This is a genomic window from Collinsella sp. OF02-10, from assembly GCF_003463445.1.
In the GTDB taxonomy this organism is placed as follows: domain Bacteria; phylum Actinomycetota; class Coriobacteriia; order Coriobacteriales; family Coriobacteriaceae; genus Collinsella.
Genome location: NZ_QSCW01000001.1, coordinates 33536 through 48647, shown reverse-complemented (window position 1 = coordinate 48647; position 15112 = coordinate 33536). Strand labels below are relative to the sequence as shown.

At 60.4% G+C, this 15112-nt stretch carries 15 protein-coding genes; 9 read left to right on the top strand and 6 right to left on the bottom strand.

Annotated elements, in window-relative coordinates:
* Window positions 1-19: 19 nt before the first annotated feature.
* Window positions 20-400, bottom strand: coding sequence for a GntR family transcriptional regulator (locus DXA43_RS00210; protein WP_117640582.1), 381 nt, complete (start codon window positions 398-400; stop codon window positions 20-22).
* A gap of 215 nt (window positions 401-615) precedes the next feature.
* On the opposite strand from DXA43_RS00210, the gene DXA43_RS00205 reads away from it, so the two are divergent.
* The 3 genes from DXA43_RS00205 (at window position 616) to DXA43_RS00195 (ending at window position 3798) form a co-directional block, all read left to right on the top strand.
* Complete coding sequence (locus DXA43_RS00205) at window positions 616-2229, top strand: peptide chain release factor 3 (RefSeq protein WP_117805921.1); 1614 nt, start codon at window positions 616-618, stop codon at window positions 2227-2229.
* Between the two features lie 156 nt (window positions 2230-2385).
* A complete protein-coding gene (locus DXA43_RS00200; protein WP_233539975.1) occupies window positions 2386-3108 on the top strand; it encodes a VUT family protein in 723 nt (240 codons plus the stop codon).
* Between the two features lie 9 nt (window positions 3109-3117).
* Window positions 3118-3798 (top strand): SDR family NAD(P)-dependent oxidoreductase, encoded by a 681-nt coding sequence (locus DXA43_RS00195; protein ID WP_117805920.1) that lies wholly within the window; start codon window positions 3118-3120, stop codon window positions 3796-3798.
* Between the two features lie 50 nt (window positions 3799-3848).
* Here the strand turns inward: DXA43_RS00195 and DXA43_RS00190 are convergent, their stop codons facing one another.
* A complete protein-coding gene (locus tag DXA43_RS00190) occupies window positions 3849-4574 on the bottom strand; it encodes a uracil-DNA glycosylase (RefSeq protein ID WP_117758267.1) in 726 nt (241 codons plus the stop codon).
* Between the two features lie 88 nt (window positions 4575-4662).
* A complete protein-coding gene (locus DXA43_RS00185) occupies window positions 4663-5565 on the bottom strand; it encodes a DMT family transporter (RefSeq protein ID WP_117758266.1) in 903 nt (300 codons plus the stop codon).
* Window positions 5566-5723: 158 nt separating this feature from the next.
* On the opposite strand from DXA43_RS00185, the gene DXA43_RS00180 reads away from it, so the two are divergent.
* Window positions 5724-6590, top strand: coding sequence for a LysR family transcriptional regulator (locus DXA43_RS00180; RefSeq protein ID WP_117805919.1), 867 nt, complete (start codon window positions 5724-5726; stop codon window positions 6588-6590).
* A 27-nt stretch (window positions 6591-6617) separates the two neighbouring features.
* On the opposite strand, the gene DXA43_RS00175 is transcribed toward DXA43_RS00180, so the two are convergent.
* Complete coding sequence (locus tag DXA43_RS00175; RefSeq protein ID WP_117805918.1) at window positions 6618-8000, bottom strand: MATE family efflux transporter; 1383 nt, start codon at window positions 7998-8000, stop codon at window positions 6618-6620.
* A gap of 191 nt (window positions 8001-8191) precedes the next feature.
* Between DXA43_RS00175 and DXA43_RS00170 the strand changes: the two genes are divergently transcribed.
* Window positions 8192-9007: a putative RNA methyltransferase gene (locus DXA43_RS00170; protein WP_117790777.1), complete on the top strand. Its 816-nt coding sequence runs from the start codon at window positions 8192-8194 to the stop codon at window positions 9005-9007.
* A gap of 127 nt (window positions 9008-9134) precedes the next feature.
* On the opposite strand, the gene DXA43_RS00165 is transcribed toward DXA43_RS00170, so the two are convergent.
* The gene (locus tag DXA43_RS00165; protein WP_117805917.1) at window positions 9135-9536 is read right to left on the bottom strand and encodes a hypothetical protein; all 402 of its coding nucleotides are present in this window, start codon (window positions 9534-9536) and stop codon (window positions 9135-9137) included.
* Window positions 9537-9971: 435 nt separating this feature from the next.
* On the opposite strand from DXA43_RS00165, the gene DXA43_RS00160 reads away from it, so the two are divergent.
* On the top strand, window positions 9972-10676 hold the full coding sequence (locus DXA43_RS00160) for a class I SAM-dependent methyltransferase (protein ID WP_117805916.1): 705 nt from the start codon (window positions 9972-9974) through the stop codon (window positions 10674-10676).
* Between the two features lie 48 nt (window positions 10677-10724).
* Here DXA43_RS00160 and DXA43_RS00155 read toward each other — a convergent pair whose 3' ends face one another.
* Window positions 10725-11021: a hypothetical protein gene (locus DXA43_RS00155; protein WP_055310006.1), complete on the bottom strand. Its 297-nt coding sequence runs from the start codon at window positions 11019-11021 to the stop codon at window positions 10725-10727.
* 77 nt (window positions 11022-11098) lie between these two features.
* Here DXA43_RS00155 and DXA43_RS00150 point away from each other — a divergent pair, with 77 nt between their 5' ends.
* The 3 genes from DXA43_RS00150 to DXA43_RS00140 all read left to right on the top strand — a co-directional run bounded on the left by DXA43_RS00150 (window position 11099) and on the right by DXA43_RS00140 (window position 15109).
* Entirely contained in the window at window positions 11099-11587 is a 489-nt protein-coding gene (locus DXA43_RS00150; protein ID WP_117582849.1) for a GNAT family N-acetyltransferase, read from the top strand.
* 306 nt (window positions 11588-11893) lie between these two features.
* Window positions 11894-13897, top strand: coding sequence for a translation factor GTPase family protein (locus DXA43_RS00145; RefSeq protein ID WP_117805915.1), 2004 nt, complete (start codon window positions 11894-11896; stop codon window positions 13895-13897).
* Between the two features lie 93 nt (window positions 13898-13990).
* Entirely contained in the window at window positions 13991-15109 is a 1119-nt protein-coding gene (locus DXA43_RS00140) for an AAA family ATPase (RefSeq protein ID WP_089572898.1), read from the top strand.
* Window positions 15110-15112: the final 3 nt, after the last annotated feature.

Genomic DNA, 15112 nt, shown 5'->3' with positions numbered 1-15112 from the left:
TAGCCTTTCTTGCAGATGGCTACTGCATGGTTTCGGGGGCTACGAGGTCGAGCATCTCGTGCAGCTTGTCGCGCGTGACGCCCAAGGCTTCGGCTTGGCTCGCCGCTTTCGCAAGCAGCTCTTCGATATGGCAGAGCTGGTTTTCGCGCAAGAGTTCTTGGTTGCCCTCGGCGACAAAACAGCCCTTGCCCTGCACGGTGCAGATAAAGCCGAGTTGCTCCAGGTCGGCGTAGGCGCGCTTGGTGGTGATGACACTCACGCCAAGATCGCTCGCGAGTGCACGGATGCTGGGGAGTTTGGCTCCCGCAGCGAGCGCGCCCGAAAGGATCTGAGCTTTGACTTGCGAGGCTATTTGCTCGTAGATGGGCTTGTCGCTCGAATTGGATAGGATGATGTCCACAGCGGCTCCTTAGCTGTTGGGCTACACGTGTATATAACCGGTAAGCACAGTATATATACACTATGTACAGTTACGCAAGAGACAAATTCGGATTGGGCCGGCTACCCAGGCCCCAACTGATGAATTTGTCCTGATAGGCGCCCTAGAGCGGGATTTCGCGGCTACAATAGTGCGGTTACATCGACGTAATGCACTCAATGCAAGAAAGGATCCGCATGGCAAGCCTGTCGGATGAAATCTCGTCGCGCCGCACATTCGCGATCATCAGCCACCCGGACGCCGGTAAGACCACGCTTACCGAGAAGCTGCTGCTCTATACCGGCAGCATCCAGACTGCCGGTTCGGTCAAGGGCAAGAGCTCGGCCAAGCACGCCGTCTCGGACTGGATGGACATCGAGAAGGAGCGCGGCATTTCCGTTACCTCCTCGGTGCTGCAGTTCACCTATAATGGCGCCTGCGTCAACATCCTCGATACCCCCGGCCACCAGGACTTCTCGGAGGATACCTACCGTACCCTTATGGCCGCCGACGCCGCAGTCATGGTCATCGACGGCGCTAAGGGCGTCGAGGCCCAGACCAAAAAGCTCTTTAAGGTCTGTACGCTGCGCCACATTCCCATCTTCACCTTTGTGAATAAGCTCGACCACGAGGCTCGCGATCCGTTTGAGCTCATGGAAGAGATCGAGAACGTCCTGGGTATCAATACGTATCCCATGAACTGGCCGATCGGCAGTGGTCGCAACTTCCGTGGCGTGTTCGACCGTCAGACTCGTCGCGTCATTGCCTTTGAGGGCGACGGTCATGCCAACGCCACCAAGAAGGTCGCCGAGGTCGAGGCCGAGCTGGGCGATCCTTCCATGGACGAGCTCATCGGCGAGGAGAACCACAAGAACCTGATGGACGACATCGAGCTGCTCGATGGCGCCGGCGACGAGCTCGACTTGGATGCTGTGGCCTGCGGCAAGCTGAGCCCGGCGTTCTTTGGCTCGGCGCTCACCAACTTTGGTGTGGAGCCCTTCCTCAAGGAGTTCCTGCGCCTGGCCCCGACGCCGCGCGCCTATATCGATACACTCACCAGCGAGCCGGTCGATCCCTGCCGCGACGACTTTAGCGGCTTTGTGTTTAAGATCCAGGCCAATATGGACAAGAACCACCGAGACCGCATCGCCTTTGTGCGCATTTGCTCGGGCAAGTTCGAGCGTGGCATGGACGCCTTCCACGTGCAGGGCAACCGTAAACTCAAGCTTGCCACGGGCACGTCGATGATGGCCGATGACCGCGCCATCGTGGACGAGGCATACGCGGGCGATATCGTGGGCCTGTTCGATCCGGGTATCTTTAGCATCGGTGACACCGTGTGCTCTGGCAAGCGCCATGTGCAGTATCCGCAGATCCCGACGTTTGCCCCCGAGATGTTCGCCCGCATTACGCAGGTCGATACGCTCAAGCGCAAGCAGTTTGTGAAGGGCATGGAGGAGCTTGCCCAGGAGGGCGCCATCCAGATCTTCCGCGAGCTGGGTGCCGGCATGGAGAGCGTCATCGTGGGCGTGGTCGGCGTACTGCAGTTTGAGGTGCTCGAGCGCCGCCTTAAGGCCGAGTACCGTGTTGAGGTTCGTCGCCAGCCGCTGCCCTATACGGACATTCGCTGGATCCAGAACGACCCTGATACCATTGACATTCCGGCTCTTTCGCTCACGCGCGACACCCTGCGCGTCGAGGACATGCGCGGCGGTAAGCTGCTGCTGTTCACGAGCCCGTGGAACGTGGATTGGGCAACTGACCACAACCCCGACCTTATCCTGTCGGAGTTTGGCAACGTGGCCTTTTAGCGCATCGGCGCGGTGGCCCTGCGGGGCTGCCGCGCCGTTTACTTGCCTGATGCCGTATGAGCGGCTATCATACCCACCGTCGTCTCAAGACCGGGGCGTCCGAGCAGTTCGGGTCCGATATCCTGCTCGTTAAACCTAAAACCAAAGGAGTACATAATGATCAAGAAGGTCATGGAGGACTACAAGGTCCTGTTGCGGAGCATTCCCGCGGCAACGGTTTCGCTGTTTTTCGTGAGCGTCATCATGATGAACCTACTGGCCAACAAAGAGCTCATCAGCCTGCCGTATCTGGCACTCGATTGCGGCTTTGTGGTGAGCTGGGTTTCGTTTTTGTGCCAGGACATGATCTGCAAGCGCTTTGGCGCCAAGGCATCCATCAAAATCTCTATCCTCGCGCTGCTGGTCAACCTGGCCGTGAGCCTGTGCTTTTGGGCATGCTCGCTCACGCCCGGCATGTGGGGCGCCTACTACGACACGGGCATGATCGAGGTCAACAGCGCCCTTAACGCCACCATTGGCGGCACCTGGTACGTGGTGCTGGGCTCTTCGCTGGCAATGCTCGTTTCTGCCGTGGTTAACTCCACGCTCAACCAGTCGCTCGGCCGTATGCTCAAAAAGAATAACTTTGCGAGCTTCGCCTTCCGCTCCTATGTGTCCACGGGTGTTGGCCAGTTTGTCGACAACCTGGTCTTTGCCATTGTGGTGAGCCACACGTTCTTTGGTTGGACCTGGGTGCAGGTTCTTATGTGCTCGCTGACCGGCGCTGTTGCCGAGCTGCTGTGCGAGGTCTTCCTGAGCCCCGTGGGCTACAAGGTCGTGCGCGGCTGGGAGCGCGAGAATGTGGGTGCCGAGTACCTCGAGCGTCACGCAACCGCCTAAGGAGCAAGCATGCGGGTTTTGATCACGGGCGCTTCGGGCGGTATCGGAGCCGCGTGCGTGCAGCGCTTTTTGGACGAGGGCCACGAGGTCGTGGGCTTTGATCTGCTGCCGGCGGCGATCGAACACGAGCGCTACCGCCATCTGATCGTTGATGTCCGCGAGCCGGACTCGTTTCCAGTTGACCTTGAACCCCAGGTAATCGTGAACGTTGCCGGTACGCAGGATTCGGCCGACGACATTGCCGCCAACCTGCGTGGCACCATCAACGTGACTGAGCGCTACGCCTTTGTGGGGGAGGGGCTTGCCGCCAAGCCGGCGCCGGCTATCAAATCCGTGGTCAATGTGGGGTCGGCGAGCGGACATACGGGATCGGAGTTTCCTGTCTATGCTGCCAGCAAGGGCGGCGTTATCGCCTACACCAAAAACCTTGCAAACCGCCTGGCGCCGCAGGCCATCGCCAACAGTGTGGACCCGGGCGGCGTTATCACGCCGCTCAACCGTTGCGTGATGGAAGACGAGCGCCTGTGGAACCAGATTATGGAGCTCACGCCGCTTAAGCGCTGGGCCACCGCCCAAGAGATCGCCGAGTGGATCTACTTTGTGGGCGTGACCAACCGGTTTATGACCGGGCAGAGCCTGCTGATCGATGGCGGCGAGGCCGGCCGTACACAATTTATTTGGCCCGAATAGGAAACGCGCCCGATGGAAAGCCGTCGGGCGCGTTTTTGATGTATCGATTTTTAGCCGAGGCAAGTCCAGTTGACGGGGGTCGAGCCGTGCTGTTCGAGTAGCCGATTGGCTGCCGAGAAGGGGCGCGACCCCATAAAAGCGGGGAGTTCTGCCGTGGCACGGTTGGCCGAAAGTGGCGAGGGGTGCGTGGAGGCCAGACAGAACTTGCCGCTTGCCTTGCCCGCGCCGGTCGCGGCGAGCTTGCCCTCAACCATCTGCTGGGCAAAGCGGCCCCATGCCAAAAAGACTACCGGCTGGGGCAGCTGACAGCAGCGTTCGATAACGTAGTCGGTGAGCGCGCTCCAGCCCAGCTTGGCGTGCGAGTTCGCGGCATGCTCGCGCACGGTGAGCGTAGTGTTGAGGAGCAATACGCCCTGCTGTGCCCATGGCGTTAGATCTCCCGTGGCGGGAACGGGGCAGCCCAGGTCGGCATTGAGCTCCTTATAGATGTTGCGCAGGCTCGGCGGCAGCTTGGTTTGCGTCGCGGGGACCGAGAACGAAAGCCCCATGGCCTGGTTGGGTCCGTGATAGGGGTCTTGACCCAAGATGACAACTTTGGCTTGGTCTGCCGGCGTGTAGACGAGGGCATTGAGGATGTCGTCTTGTGCCGGGTAGATGGTTTGCTCGGCACGCAAAAGGGCGATGCGCTCGAGCAGCTGGTTCGTAGTGTCACGTACCGGCTGCGGCGCATCGCCCAACCAAGTTGCTATGTTGCGGTTGCGGGTCGCGGTGTCCATGGGGCTCCTTTATGGCAGATGCTCTGTTGGCATCTATTGTAAAGGCACACCGGAAACCTTTATGCCGCGGCTGCATAAGGAGTGGGGACTACGAGACGCGCTCGGGCGCTCCTGCCATACGGGCCTGTCCATGTTCACGGAGGCGCGGAAGCTCGACGGTTGCCACCATGACGCCGGTGAGGATGAGGGCGGCGCCAAAGAAGGCGATGGGGCTCAGGACCTCGCCGACCAGGAAGAACGAGAAGACGGCAGAGCAGACCGGTTCGAGTGAGAAAGCGAAGCCGGTGGTCTCGGCGGGCACGTGGGGCTGCACGAGCGTCTGGGTGATAAAGCCATAGGCAGAGCAGATGAGTGCGAGGGCAACGACGACTACGACCTCGCCCGGCGTGCCGGGAAGCGTGAAACCGCCAAAGACGAATGCGGCAATGCCCGAGAACAGGCCGCCAAAGCCCAGCTGCCAAACGCCCAGAGCCAGCGGGTCGACATCTTCGACAAAGCGCTTCGCCACAATGATGTGGCCGGCATAGACAAAGGCCGAGAGCAACATGATGAGCGCGCCCGGGTTCAGGCTGGTGAAGTCGGCGCCCGAGAGCAGCAGCATGCCACAGGTGACGATGGCGGTGCCGACGAGAACTTTGCGCTCGGGGGCGCGGCGCAGCAGGGCGGCGTTGGCAAACGGCACGATTACGACCGTCAGGCTCTGCAAAAAGCCGGCGGTTGAGGCGGAGGTGAGGCTGGAACCCAGGCACATACAGGTGAGCTCGGTTGCCATGATGGCGCCGATGATGGCGGAGCGAACCATCACGTCACGGTTGATACGCAGCGCGTGCTTGTGGAAGAGCAGCAGACAGGCCACAAAGGCGATGATGCAGCGCAGCGCAACGATGCTCGTGGCGTTCATGCTATCCATGCCGATCTTCATGAGGGGGTACGAAAAGCCCCATGCGACGGGAACGGAAAATGAGAGCGCGATTGCTTTTTTGCGATCCATGGGACTCCTTTTGTTACAGAACGGTTTCGCAAAAAGGATTCTGCTCCCAGATGTGGATGTAGTAAAGCAAATGTATCTTCAGTATGATTAAGAAATACTAATGTTGCTAGAAAAAGCGCTGGCAAAACGTTTTACGGCTGCATTGATGTGGAGGCACGATGGCATCGCGGTATCAGATTGTTTGTATGGTGGTCGATCGCGGCAGTCTTAAGGGTGCAGCCGATGAGCTGGGCTATACGCAAAGCGCGGTGAGCCAGGCCGTCAAGGCGCTCGAGCGCGAGCTGGGCACCACGATTATCGAGCGTGGCAAGCAGGGCGTCTCGCTTACGCGCGACGGCAAACAGTATCTGCCGTATCTGCGCCAAATCGTAACTGCCGAGGCCGAGCTTGAGGGCAAGCGCCAGGAGTTGCTGGGGCTTTCGTCGACCGACATTCGCATTGCGACGTTTACCAACGTGAGTCGTACTGTGTTGCCGCGCGTGATCCGCGACTTTGGGGCCCTGCATCCGGGCGTGCGCTTTACCCTCAAGCAGGGCGATTACACGCGCAACGCCCAGTGGGTGCACGATGGCGTGGTTGACTTTTGCTTTACGGCGCGTGGATTTACCGAGGGGCTCGAGAAACGCGTGGTCTATCACGACGAGCTGGTGGCGCTGTTGCCAGCCGTCCATCCACTGGCGGCAAAGGAAAAGGTGACGCTTGCCGACCTGGCGTCCGAACCGTTTGTGCTGCTGGATGAGGGCGAACAGAGTCTGGTGCTCGATGCGTTTGCCGCGCACGGGCTATCGCCGCATGTGACGAGTGAGGTCACCGATGACTACACCATTATGGCGATGGTGGAGGAGGGCCTCGGTGTGAGCATGCTCTACCGCCGTACCGTCGAGGGCATGCGGGCCGATATTTGTGTGCGCCCCATCGTGCACGCTCCCTCGCGCGACGTCGTGGCGGCTTGGCGCAGCTGGGACACCATGCCTATCGCCACGAGGCGCTTTATCGACTATATGAGCTCGCATATTGTCAATTAATGACTGGCGTGGCGTTGAGTGTGGTGATTAGCGGGCTGTCGCTTTGGCTTGCGCCAGACGGTAGGTGCGTGCCGGATGGCAGAGCAATACCGCCACGACCATAAAGAACGCTGTGGTGCCCAGGCTGATGGGGTAGACCATCATGATGTTCGCAAAGGTGCGGAAGTGCGGGAACACGCAGAATACCCAGTAGAAGCGGATGCCGCAGACACAGATCATGGTGATGAGGGCGGGCATGAGCGAGATGCCAAAGCCGCGCAGGTAGCCGGACATATTCTCGTAGAACATGCTAAAGGCGTATGCCGGGAAGATCGAGCACACACGGATATAGCCGATCGAGACGATGTTGGGATCGCTGTTAAAGAGCGCCAGGATCTCGCGCCCCAGACCGACGATGATGACGATGGTGGTGAGTGCGACGATACCGCCTTCGACCAGGCAGACCTTGAGCGTTTTGGTGCAGCGGTCGATCTGGCGGGCACCGTGGTTTTGTCCCACAAAGGTGGTGCAAGCCTGGCTAAAGCTGTTGAGCAGGTTGTAGCACACATACTCCAGGCTCATGGCAGCGCTGGATGCCGCCATGACCTCGGTGCCCAAGCTGTTGATGGCGGACTGGATGATGATGTTAGCGACGGCAAAGACGGCGCTTTGGATGCCGGCGGGCAGGCCGATCTTAACGATGCGCTTGAGGGCGACGGGGTCGATAGCCAGATCGCGCAGGGTGACGCGGACGACGGAATCGGTCTTGAGCAGACGGATAAAGAGCGTGACTGCGCTGACGGTATAGGCGATGGCGGTGGCGATGGCGACACCCGCGACGCCCCAGTGGAGCACGGGGACAAAGATGAGGTCCAGGCCAATGTTGAGGACGGTGGACACGGCAAGCGCCTGCAGCGGCATGCGGGTGATGCCGACGGAGCGGAAGATTGCGGCCTCAAAGTTGTAGAGCAAGATCGAGGGCATGCTGAGCAAAAAGACGCGCAGGTAGAGCGAAGCGAGCGGCATGGTTTCGTCAGGGACGTTGAGCGCGGCGAGCATGGGCTCGGCAAAGATCTCGCCCAGTGCGATGACGACAAAGCCCACGAGTGCCATCATAATCGAGGTATGGACGGCGCGCTTGACCATGTTCTGATCGTTGCGGCCGATGGCGTTGGCGATGACCACGTTGGAGCCAAGCGACAGCCCAATAAACAGGTTGATCATAAGACTGGTAAGCGGAACATTGGAGCCGACCGCCGCCATGGCGAGGGTTCCCTGGTCGCCCGAGAAGTTACCGATGATGACCGTGGCGATGAGGTTCGACAGCTGCTCAAGGATGCTCGTGGCGGCGACGGGAAAGGCGAACAGGGGAATATTGCGCCACAGCGAGCCGGTAGTCATGTCAATGTGCTTAGATGCGGTGTCTGCCATACGCTCTCAATCTCTAATATGCTCTTTCGTGCTTATTTGCGCAGACGATGATACTCCTAATGCAGCCAGCCGGCACTTAGGGACGTTCCTTTTCTGCCGGCAGCTGGGGACACTCCTTGTCTCTTCTATGACTAGGTGGGGAAGGCGTGCGACAATGGTGGGCGTTGTGTTGTTCGCGCTAAGGAGTTGCCATGTTGTTGTGTCCCGTTTGCCATGAACCGTTGGTGGACGACGAGCGCGGTGCTGCATGCGCGGGCGGACACCGATTTGACCGTGCGCGCGAGGGCTATCTCTATCTGCTGCGCTCGTCCAAGAGCGGCGACTCCATGGGTGATCCCAAGTCGCAGGCGCGCAGCCGTCGTGACTTTCTGAACCGTGGATACTACGCGCCGTTGCGCGATGCGATGGTCGAGCTGGTGCGCGAGCGGGTGTCTGGACGTGCCGCGTCTACGAACTGCCCCATGACGCTGCTCGATATTTGCTGTGGCGAGGGCTACTACACCAGCGCCATGGGTGCGGTGCCGGGCGTAGATGCTTACGGTTTCGACCTGGGCAAAGAGATGGTGCGCCTGGCCGCCAAGCGCGGCGATGCGACCTACTTCGTGGCCAACATGAAGGCTATCCCCGTGGCCGATGGCGCCTTCGATATGGTGACCGAGCTCTTTGCCCCCTTTAACGAGCGCGAATTTGCCCGCGTGCTGGCGCCAGAGGGCTCGCTCTATACCGTGGTGCCGGGTGCTCGGCATCTGTTTGGCCTCAAAGAGGTGCTCTACGACACGCCATATCTCAATGACGAGAAGCTGCCGAAGACCACCGAACTCGAGTTGGTCGGAACGCAGCGGGTGTTTGCGAACATTACGCTCCAGACCCAGGCTGACATCGAGGCGGTGTTCCAAATGACGCCGTACTACTACCGCACGCGCCCTGCCGATAAAGAGCGCCTGGCAAACCTGGACACCCTTCAAACCGACATCGACTTCATCATCGCCGAGTACCGTCACAGCTAACAACCTGCCAAAAAGGGACAGGTTTATTTTGGCAGGTGTTATCTGGGCAAACGTAAAGGGCCGACCGCGGATATGCGCGATCGGCCCTTTTAGTTACTTGGCTGCAGAGGCTATGAGAAGTGAGCGCTTACAGGCGGTCCTTGTTCTCGGCCTTGACGGCGTGTGCCTGCTGAACAAAGAACAGGTCGTAGACCACGATGACAAAGGCTCCAATATTGACGGCGCTGCCGCCGAGCGCGGGAAGGGTGAGCACAGCCTGCGCAATCGTGGCGATTGCGGCAACGATGCCGAGCTTAAACGCGCCATCCACCTGCGAAGGCTTGTTGGCGCCCTTGATGCCCGCAACACCTGCGGCAAGGTCGATAACGCCCTTGGCGACAAGCACGACCGCGGCGAGCATGGCGTTCGATCCGTAGACGGATTCAAATTTGCCGGTTGCGATGCCGGTGATACCGATGACGAGGCTGGCGATGCCCAAAACAAAATAGATGAGGGCAAGGATTTTGAGTGTCTTGCGCGCGGCGCTCATAGGTAGTCCTTTCGATTCGGGCGCTGCCAGTCTGGCGCGTCCCATATGCTGCACATATCGTGAAGCACATTGTAGTTCAACGTGACGGCGTGTGTGTTAGAAAGCGCTTCTCGCCTGTGCAGGGCAATCTTTCAAAAAGGAAAGCCAGCTGTAAGTCAAATCGATGGCAGCTCATGTGCGGCGCTGCGATGATGAGGCCGTGATAAGAAGTGAGTCTAAGGAGGAGCCATGATGTACGGACCAGAGCAAGTGCGTGAACCGCGGTCGTTGGGAAGGCGCATGGGTGATTCTGTGATCGCTGCCGTGTGCACGGGATTGATGGCGGTGCTTTGCATTGGGATGCTGTGGACCATGTCGCATGTGGGACAATAACGGACGGTTGGGTGCCAACTGAGGTGGCGCTCACGTATTCGTTTTGTTTGCTAAGGAGTGTCCATGGGCGTCGTCGATCCCTTTTCTGTTGCTCGGGCCGCGGGGCTTGAGCTGACCGGGAAGTCCGAGGGCCTCACGCTCACCGACGGCACGATGGAACTGCGCGCCGATTTTGGCCGCATGCTGCCACGACTCAAGCAGGGCCGCCTGCAGCAAGAGCTGCTGGTAAAGGTTGCGCGCACAAAAGGCATCGAGCGCCCATGGGCGATTGATGCCACGGCGGGCTTTGGTGAGGATTCGCTGCTGCTGGCGGCCGCGGGCTTTACCGTCGATCTGTATGAACAGGATTGCGTAATCGCGGCACTCCTCAAGGACGCCTTGGATCGCGCGGCAGATGATCCGGCGCTTGCGGCTGCTGTGGCGCGCATGCGCTTACATGCGGGCGAGGACAGCATTGCCGGTCTTCGCCATACGGCCGAGCTGATCAAGCAAGGTGAGCTCGCGGCTCCCGACGTGGTGTATCTGGACCCCATGTTTCCCGAGCGCACCAAGAGCGCGGCGGTGAAAAAGAAGTTTCAGCTCTTGCACCATCTGGAGCAGCCGTGCGCCGACGAGGAGACGCTGGTCGAAGCTGCGCTTGCGGTGCACCCGCGCAAGGTCGTTATCAAGCGACCGGTGAAGGGGCCGCTGCTTGCCGGCGTTAAGCCGAGCTATCAGCTTGCGGGCAAGGCCGTTCGTTACGATGTTTTGGTGCCGCCGCGCCCGTAGCTTGTGCACGATGGCTGGCGCTTCGCCAGCGCCGTGCCGATGCGGGGTCTATTTCCAAGGGTGCGACGTCAGGTGCCAGCCGCCGCAGTATTCGCATTTGTAGCAGGCCAAACCACGCCGTCCGCGGTTTTCGCAGTCGGCCATAACGGCCTCGGCTTCGGCGCGTGTGTCGTAACGGTTTTTGCGCTCGCACGACTTATAGCGCCAAGCCTCGTCGCGCTCGGCGTCCAGGGCGTCGCGGCGCTCGTCCTCGCGTGCAAACAGGTCGCTCATATCGCCGCCGGTGGCAGCGCCCAAAAACTCGCTTTTGGCTTTTGACCAGGCGGCTCGCTTTTTGCTCCCCATCTGCTTCGCGCTCCTCTCCAAACGTTGGTATCATTGCTCAATCAAAGTGATACCAATAAACGTGAGGTCGCCGCGTGATGATCAGAAAAACCCTCGATACCGACATTCCCGCCGTCATGGCTATCTATGACGCGGCCCGCGCCTTTATGCGCGCGCATGGCAACGCCACGCAGTGGCCCGAGGGCACGCCTTCGGCCGAGCAGCTGGCTGCCGATATTGCCGCTGGTGGCAGTTACGTGTGCGAAGTCGACGGCCGCGTGGTGGCGACGTTTGCCTTTTTACCGGGTCCGGACGAGTGCTATGACGTGATTGAGGACGGTCAATGGCGCAGCGACACTCCGTATGCCGTGCTGCATCGCGTGGCATCCGACGGCACCGTGCACGGTATCGCGGCGGCGATGTTTGCCTTTGCCAAGGAATGCGCCGACCATCTGCGTATTGACACGCACGAGGACAACTTGCCCATGCAGGGCGCCATCGCCAAGGCGGGGTTCGAGCGTGTCGGTATCGTCTATGTGTCCGACGGCACGGCGCGTGTCGCGTTTGATTGGCTGCGCGAGGCGTAGGAGCCAAGGCACGTATCATCACCCAGCTCAAATAAAAAATGGCCCCGAGTGGGGCCATTTTTGGTAAAACGCGTCGTTGTGGGACTCGCATTGTTACCGCCCCAGATGAACCCGGGCAGACAAAAAGGGGAGGTGCCGGCTTTCGCAAGGCGCGAACCTACGAAAATCGCCGCGCGGCAACGCGGGGCGATGAGCTCGGTCGGGGGATAGGGCCCGCTTCGCCCACCGGCCCGTAAATTGTATCATCCAGTGTGGAGCGTGAACGCCCGTTGCCGCGTGCGATGGGCTTGCAATAAGAGGAGAGCCATGTCGAAGCAAGCGGTCGTTGGAATCTTGGCGCATGTCGATGCCGGCAAGACCACGTTGGCCGAGGCCATGCTGTTCAACGCGGGCCGCATTCGCAAGCGTGGCCGCGTGGACGATGGCGATTCGCATCTGGACACTAACACGATCGAGCGCGAGCGCGGCATCACGATTTTCTCGTCGCAGGCCGTGCTCGACCACGGCGATACCCACGTCATGCTCGTGGATGCTCCCGGCCATGTCGATTTTTCTGCCGAGGCGGAGCGCACACTGCGTGCCCTGGACTACGCGATTCTGGTGGTGGGCGCCAACGATGGCGTGCAGGGGCACACCGAAACCCTGTGGCGCCTGCTTGCACGCTATGACATCCCGACGTTCATCTTCATCAACAAGATCGATTTGGAGAATCCCGGCCGCGATGTTTTGCTGGCACAACTCGAGCAGCGTCTTTCCGAGGGCTGCCTGGATGCCAACGAGCTGCTGGCGGGCGGCGCCGTTCAGGAGGACGCTGCTGCGTTGGACGAAGCGGCGCTCGAGGAGTTTCTTGAAGCGGGTGAGCTTTCTGTCGCAACGCTGTCGCGCATGGTTGCCGAGCGCAAGCTCTTTCCCTGCTTTGCCGGCTCGGCGCTCAAGGACCAAGGCGTTGACGAGCTACTGGATGGTATATGCGCGCTGATGCGTGAGCAGGCGTGGCTCCCGGAGTTTGCCGCGCGCGTCTATCGTGTCAGCCGCGGGGATCGTGGCGAGCGCTTGGCTTGGGTTAAAGTGACCGGCGGCACGCTGCGCGCAAAACAGATGATCAGCGGGCATTCCAGTGCCGAGGCGTGGGAACAGAAGGTCGATCAGGTGCGCATCTATAACGGCGAGAAGTATGAGCTTGCCCAAGAAGTTGCTGCTGGCGGTATTTGCGCCGTGACGGGTCTTGCGCACGTTCGCCCAGGGGACGCCCTGGGCACGGAGCCCGCGGGCGATGCGCCCGTCATCGCTCCGGTCCTCACCTATACGGTGCTGCCGGGCGAACACGACGTTCATGCGGTGTTTAAAGCGCTGAGTGAGTTGGCGGACGAAGATCCCATGCTCGGCGTAAGCTGGAATACGCATCTTGAGCAGATCCGTTTGCAGTTGATGGGCGCCGTGCAACTCGAGGTCGTGCAGCGGGTGTTGGCCGATCGCTTTGGCCTTTCGGTTGCGTTTGAGCCCGGCGGCATTCTCTATAAGGAGACTATTTCGCGGCCGGTCGAGGGCGTGGGCCACTTTGAGCCGCTGCGTCACTATGCCGAGGTGCATCTGCGCCTGGAGCCGTTGCCGGCGGGTTCGGGTGTGCAGTTTGGCACCGTGACCTCGACCGACGAGCTCGATCTTAACTGGCAGCGTTTGGCACTCACCAACGCTATGGAGCGCGACCACCTGGGCGTGCTGACGGGCTCGCCCATCACCGATGTGCGCATTACGCTCACGGGCGGCCGCGCGCATACCAAACACACCGAGGGCGGCGATTTTCGCCAGGCCACGTATCGCGCGATTCGCCAGGGTTTGATGCAGGCGCGCGAGGTCGGCGCAGACGTGTTGCTGGAGCCGTGGTACCACTTTGAGCTCGAGGTGCCGGGGGAGTGCGTGGGCCGGGCGTTGTCAGATGCCACACGCATGGGTGCCGAGTACGAGCCGCCGACGATGGCGGGAGACCGAGCGAAGCTTGTGGGTCGCGTGCCGGCATCCGAGGTGCAGGATTACGCGCTGGAGGTGGCTGCCTACACGAGCGGGCGCGGTCATCTGTACCTGGAGTTCGCCGGTTATGCGGCTTGCCATGATGCCGAGCGCGTAATCGAGACGGCCGCCTATGAGCCCGAGGCCGATCTGCCCAACACGCCCGACTCGGTCTTTTGCTCTCACGGCGCCGGCTACACGGTCAAATGGTATGACGTGCCCGCCGCAGCGCACGTAAAGATCGATCCCGCCACCTTCCGTCCCTGGCGAGCAGCAGACGCCGAGTTTTTCGGCCACATGTGACAAAGGGACAGCCCCTTTGTCACATGCTATTGGTATAACTCAGTATAAGTTGATATAACTGTTACCAGGGTTTGCCAATCCGAGGAGGCCGATATGAATCCAAATCCCTTTAAGCCCACAGCTGGTAAGCGGCCTCCGATACTCATCGGTCGCGAGTCGGTCATCGAAGATTTTGAGGAAGGGCTCGACAACGGCGCCGGAGCGCCGGGCAGGCTCATGCTCATTACGGGAAACCGCGGCTGTGGCAAAACGGTTCTCCTGCGGGAGCTGCAACGTCTAGCCAGCGAGCGCGGATGGGCGGTTGTCTCCGATTCCGCTTCGCTTGGTTTGTGCGACCGCTTGGCCGACGCGCTTCGCTCGAATAAACCCGTTGTGACGTCAATGGAGTTTGGGCCGTCGTTTGGCCGGATGTCGGTCGAGGCGGCGCGGGCAAAAGGCGAGACATTGCGAGGGCTGGTCAACGAGCGTCTCAAGAAGCTCGGTCCGGGCAAGGGCGTCTTGTTTGCGATTGACGAGGCACAATCGGTGTCTATCGAGGAACTGGCGGCTCTTGCCGTCCTCTATCAGCAGGTGCTCGGAGACCAGGATGCCACGGGCTTGCCCGATAGCGACCAGCGCGGTCTTGCGCTGGCGTTCGCCGGCTTGCCCAGTATGGTTGACGATCTGCTCGAAGAGCCGAGCGTGACGTTTTTGCGGCGTGCCCAGCAGCGTACGTTGGGGGCAATATCTTTGCCCAAAGTGCGCGATTCGTATATCCAGACGGTCAAAGACGCTGGTCTTTACGTTGACGCGGAGACGGCGGACCTTGCGGCGCGCAAGAGCATGGGGCATCCCTATATGGTTCAGCTGGTGGGCTATTACATGTGGCGGTCTGCTGTCCGGCGTGGCTCGCAGGTCATCGAAAGGCGCGATGTCGAGAATGGCCATGCGGATGCCGTCTCCGAGTTCTACGAAGCGGTTGACGCACCTCTGTATTACGGTCTGCGCAGCCCTCAGCGCCTCTTTATCGAGGCTATGGCGGTTGACGAGGACAAGCCGACACGCACGGCGGATATCATTGAGCGCTGCGACCGTACCCAGAGCTGGGCGAGTAAATATCGCGCAAGCCTGATTCGCGAGCGCGTCATCGAGGCCGCCGGATACGGCCTTGTGCGGTTTACCGTGCCCATGCTGGGCGAGTATATCCGCGACCGCGTTTTATGGCATGAGTAGGGT

What these genes read in the sequence shown, in the direction of transcription:
- DXA43_RS00140 (WP_089572898.1), top strand. Translation starts at nt 13,991, where the DNA reads ATGAATCCAAATCCCTTTAAGCCCACAGCTGGTAAGCGGCCTCCGATA.
- DXA43_RS00195 (WP_117805920.1), top strand. Translation starts at nt 3,118, where the DNA reads ATGCGGGTTTTGATCACGGGCGCTTCGGGCGGTATCGGAGCCGCGTGC.
- DXA43_RS00175 (WP_117805918.1), bottom strand. Translation starts at nt 8,000, where the DNA reads ATGGCAGACACCGCATCTAAGCACATTGACATGACTACCGGCTCGCTG.
- DXA43_RS00170 (WP_117790777.1), top strand. Translation starts at nt 8,192, where the DNA reads ATGTTGTTGTGTCCCGTTTGCCATGAACCGTTGGTGGACGACGAGCGC.
- DXA43_RS00165 (WP_117805917.1), bottom strand. Translation starts at nt 9,536, where the DNA reads ATGAGCGCCGCGCGCAAGACACTCAAAATCCTTGCCCTCATCTATTTT.
- DXA43_RS00150 (WP_117582849.1), top strand. Translation starts at nt 11,099, where the DNA reads ATGATCAGAAAAACCCTCGATACCGACATTCCCGCCGTCATGGCTATC.
- DXA43_RS00155 (WP_055310006.1), bottom strand. Translation starts at nt 11,021, where the DNA reads ATGGGGAGCAAAAAGCGAGCCGCCTGGTCAAAAGCCAAAAGCGAGTTT.
- DXA43_RS00190 (WP_117758267.1), bottom strand. Translation starts at nt 4,574, where the DNA reads ATGGACACCGCGACCCGCAACCGCAACATAGCAACTTGGTTGGGCGAT.
- DXA43_RS00160 (WP_117805916.1), top strand. Translation starts at nt 9,972, where the DNA reads ATGGGCGTCGTCGATCCCTTTTCTGTTGCTCGGGCCGCGGGGCTTGAG.
- DXA43_RS00145 (WP_117805915.1), top strand. Translation starts at nt 11,894, where the DNA reads ATGTCGAAGCAAGCGGTCGTTGGAATCTTGGCGCATGTCGATGCCGGC.
- DXA43_RS00200 (WP_233539975.1), top strand. Translation starts at nt 2,386, where the DNA reads ATGATCAAGAAGGTCATGGAGGACTACAAGGTCCTGTTGCGGAGCATT.
- DXA43_RS00205 (WP_117805921.1), top strand. Translation starts at nt 616, where the DNA reads ATGGCAAGCCTGTCGGATGAAATCTCGTCGCGCCGCACATTCGCGATC.
- DXA43_RS00185 (WP_117758266.1), bottom strand. Translation starts at nt 5,565, where the DNA reads ATGGATCGCAAAAAAGCAATCGCGCTCTCATTTTCCGTTCCCGTCGCA.
- DXA43_RS00180 (WP_117805919.1), top strand. Translation starts at nt 5,724, where the DNA reads ATGGCATCGCGGTATCAGATTGTTTGTATGGTGGTCGATCGCGGCAGT.